The organism is Mesorhizobium sp. P3_A9 (genome assembly GCF_056402975.1).
On record NZ_JBFUGJ010000432.1, the window covers coordinates 1 to 4,268 of the forward strand.

Sequence of the window (4,268 nt, forward strand, 5' to 3'; positions counted from 1 at the left end):
GACCAGTTGACGCCACGGGCACAATCATGGCGGTGGCTTCGGGATCGAGACGCGGCTGGACACGGTCGGCCTTTGGGCTGGTCCTGACGCGATCTTCGGGCTTCGATGCAGGGATCGCGGCGCGCTGGCCGGCCAGCCCATCGAGGCTGTTATCGGGGTGATGCATGGCCAGCAAGGCAGCGATGGCATCGGCGGATTTGGCTGCATCCGGCTGACGCTCCGGGCTTGTCTGGCTTTGAGGCCGCCATGTCGGCAAGGGGACGGTGAGCGCTGCCATCTCCGGAGCGACGGCCGCTGGAGCGGCATCCATCCTGCCCAGAGGAATTTCCGCATTGCTTGCCGCCGGCTTGGCCCCCGGCAGATCAGCCCGCGCCGTGGACGCGCTGGCTACCGCGAACGGCGCGGTTTGCGGGGTCGCAATGCTGGCCGTGGGGACGTCGCGCGGGGCGAAGGCCGGCAACGGCACTGTGTTGGGCGCCATCGCCATCACGATTGCTTCAGGCGTCTTACTCTTTTGCTCAGCGAGTGGTTCTTCAGCCACACCGGTGGAGGCCATCTCGATGTCCGCGCGCTGGGCTGCCTCCGGCGGGACGATGGCGATGCCCTGCCCGGCCGCCTTGGGTTCGACAGACTTGGCCGGTTTGCGCGGCGTCGGCGCCGCTTCGGCGACATCGTCCGCCTCGTCCGCACCGCGTCCGCCCAAAAGTGTCGCCAGCAGGCCGCGCGACTTGCGTTGACCGCTGTCAGCGCTTGCCAGTTCGATGTTGGGCGTACCAGCGCTCTTGCGCGATTTGTAGGCGGCGAGCGCTTGGTCAAAGCCGGGTAGCGGCCTGCCGTCGCTCGGCACATGCAGGGTGCTGCCGTTCGGGAAGACCCTTGCGAGCTCCTGACGGCTGATGCCCGGCCAATGCCGCACATTGCCGACATCCATGTGGATGAAAGGCGAACCGGAGGTCGGATAATAGCCAACGCCGCCGCCCTGCATCTTGAGGCCGATGTCGCGCAGCTTCTTCAGCGGCACGTCAGGCAGGAAGAAGTCCATCGCGCGGCCAACCATGTGCTGGCTTTCGCGGGCCACGCCCTTCGAGCGGCTCCGCAGCATGGCGTTGGTCGCCGGCGAACGATAGGCGCTGACCACATGGATATAGGAGGTCGAGCCGCTGGCGCGATAGGCCTGCCAGACGAGGTCGAGCAGGCGCGGATCCATTCGGGTCGGCTCGTTGCGGCGCCAGTCGCGCAGCATGACATTGATCTTCTTCAACCCCGCCTGATCGTAGCGGCCGTTGCGCTTGAAGACGATCTCGGCCTTCTCGCCGGTATGAAGATGTTGAATCCGCAAAGCGCGCGTCTCGGCGGACGCGCCAGTGACGCACAGGCAAAGGAACGCGGCCACAATGGCCGGCAGCCATGTCCAACGGTGGGAAGCGCCGGGCGCGTTCTGTTCGCGTTCAATCACGTTCATGCCTTGCACATTGTTGCTGTTTCGGGCGATTTGACGTCTTCGCCGGCTGCGCAGCCTCCCATCGATGAACAGCATCTTGGTTAACGAATCGTGTCCGTGCCGGGAATGGGCCTTCCCGACAGCCGCGGATTGCCCGAAAGGCGTTCAGCCGATCGCTTCAGCGGAACAGATATTTCGAGACTTCCGGATTGCCGCGCCGCCACATCACATTGTCCAGGAAGTAATGGTGCACGTTGATGAAGATCCATGCGATGAAGAGGAAAAGCGACGAGCCGAGCACCGCCTTGTCGTAGGGAACCAGGTCGATCAGCATCATCGGCACCAGCCAGAAGCCGAGTGCGCCAAGAATTCCACCGACCACGATGAAGGCCAGCACCCGCAGCCTGTATCGCGGTCCAAGAATGGACAGGGCCTTCAATCCCGGCCTCTCGACGGCATCCGCACGATCGCGCTCGACATTGGTCTGGTAGCGCCAGACCACCGCCAGATACTGCAAGGAATGGAGCGCCGGCACCACGAGCAGCCAGAGTGGGTTCAGCGTCACGAACAGGATCCAGGCATAGAGGGACACGACGTAGGCGACGACCCCATTATAGGGCAGCGCCCCACCATGCTTGCGCCAGCGGTTGATGAACATCACGGCGGTGGCCGCCGAGGAGGCGGCGGCGATCGCCATGGCGATGGTGAGGAGCCATGGCGGGACCGCGAAGGTGTAGTACTGCAAACCCCAGAACTGCCGCTCGGTGATCACCACGTTCGTCTGCAGCCAGGCGAACAGCCACACGGCATAGCYGTTGAASAGCARCACCTTCTTGTCSYGATCGYYGAAGAAYTTGCGCTTCAGSACGGCATCCACCATCAGCATGCCGTAGCCYTGCTTGACGTAGTGCCAGCCGACRAAAAAGCCCATGGCGTTGGTGGCGTTGCCCAGCAGGCGCGCATTCCCTGCCAGCGAGCCATAGGCAAAGAAGGCGGTCATGGCCAACGGCACGACAATGCCGGCGATGATGTAGCGGATCTGGAGATTGCGGCTGTAACCGTCGCCGCGCACCTTGCGCGCGAAATTGCGGTAAAAGATCTGGTACGAATGACCGAAGTGCGGCTGGTTTATGAGATGCGAGAGCAGGAACATCGTCAGCGTCACGGCGGCTTCGTACCGGAGCGGCAGGAAATACAGCACCGGCAGGATGACAAGCGCGCTTCCGCCAAGCATGAAAAAGTCGATGAACGGGCCAAACAGATATTTTTGCGGCGTGGCCGCGACGGAAGCCGGGGCATCTGCCGAAAGGTGAAGTGCCATGGTGCCTTCTCCCTGTGATCGTCTATTTAGCCATCGGCGCTCTGCTTGAACAAGGTCTTACGCAATTCCTGACGACCAAGCTCGGTGGGTGTCGGGTGCAGCGAGGTTTTCGCTATGCATCCGGCAACAGCCCGTATGATCGAGGTCGCCAGCATCGAAGCATATCCGTCAATCACGTAATGCCAAGCCAGTTGGCTGGCAGTCAGTCTTCAGATGGGGATCACGCCGGCGCAGGAATTTGYGCAGCGGCAACTCGAACCGAATGTACATCCGCCAAGCGAAAAGAACGGATGTGGCTGTGCCGATCACGATGATAAGGTCCGGAGGAATCGGAAAAGCGGTCCATACCATCAGAAGCAGCGTTATCGGCAGAGTATGGATTAGATAAAGCATATAGGAGGCATCACCGAGAACCGTCCAGACGCTCGGCTTCGCGTCGATCTGCATCGTGCCGAAGACGATCATCGCCGCCGGGACACCATAGACCAGCACGCGCTGGAAGCCGTTATCGCCGGCGAGAAACTCCATCGTTCCCCCTTGCGGCGCCATCCCAACGAATCCGACAGCTATCATCGCCGCGGCGCCGACCGGCAGGCACCACACCGCCGGTTTCCAGCTGGGCGCATAGGCGAGAACGACTCCGAAGCCGAACTCGATGATCAGCGGGTTGCCAAGAAACTGCAGCACCGGGCCCGCCGAGCGAAATATCATTGCGAGGCCGAAGATACCGACGAGTACCGACAGCAGTCGCCGGTCGATGAGAACGATGGTCGCGGCGGCGTAGAACAGCATTTCGAAGCACAGCGTCCAARCCGCTGGCAATGCTGGCGCGGTCATTTGATCGGTGGCCGGCCACAGCAAGAGCGTCGCCACCGCGTCCCGCCAGCCAAAGCCGGTTTTGTAGGCGACGATCGCATAGGGGATGCTGATCAGCAGGTAGAGCGGAACAATGCGCCGGAACCGTCTCCACGCGAAAGATCGCCAAGTCAGACCTGGTGCCGTCTTGGCAATAATCACCCCTGATATGACAAAGAAGATGTCGACGCCTGCGAAGCCGACCACCTGAAAATCATGAGGCAACAGGCCATTGGATCCGGTGACCTTAACGGCAGTCTGGGCTGCGTGGACATATACGACCATCAGCGCGGCAACGAAGCGAAGTACTTGCAGGGACCAGATCAACAGGGCGAGTCCTGACTATTGGCCGCCAGAGTTTGGTATGGCGCCACCAAGGAACCGCGGCAAGAGCATGGGGACGCGCCGAGCGTAATCGTCGTACTCTGGGAAGGTTTGCCGAAGGATAGCCTCTTCATTTCTCGCGCGTCTATATTGCAAAAGAAATTGAAACGCACTCAGCGCCACCATCAGCAGTGAAAAATGCGAAAGGACCATCCCGAGAACGAATACCCCCTCACAGATGTAGAGCGGATGCCGGACGATCGAGTACGGGCCAGTGGTAACCAGGCGACGAGCTGTCGCCATGAGAGAGAAGGAACGGCCCAGCCA

The 4,268-nt window shown here is 61.4% G+C and carries 4 protein-coding genes; all 4 read right to left on the reverse strand.

The window, feature by feature from the left end; all coding sequences use genetic code 11:
• Positions 1-1,462, reverse strand: a 1,462-nt coding sequence (locus AC1DX0_RS31825) for a peptidoglycan L,D-endopeptidase MepK (protein ID WP_477358379.1), incomplete at its 3' end; no start/stop codon positions are given.
• 157 nt (positions 1,463-1,619) lie between these two features.
• The gene (locus tag AC1DX0_RS31830; RefSeq protein WP_477358381.1) at positions 1,620-2,762 is read right to left on the reverse strand and encodes a hypothetical protein; all 1,143 of its coding nucleotides are present in this window, start codon (positions 2,760-2,762) and stop codon (positions 1,620-1,622) included.
• Positions 2,763-2,930: 168 nt separating this feature from the next.
• On the reverse strand, positions 2,931-3,944 hold the full coding sequence (locus AC1DX0_RS31835; protein WP_477358383.1) for an acyltransferase family protein: 1,014 nt from the start codon (positions 3,942-3,944) through the stop codon (positions 2,931-2,933).
• 15 nt (positions 3,945-3,959) lie between these two features.
• Positions 3,960-4,268, reverse strand: a 309-nt coding sequence (locus AC1DX0_RS31840) for a methyltransferase family protein (RefSeq protein ID WP_477358385.1), incomplete at its 5' end; no start/stop codon positions are given.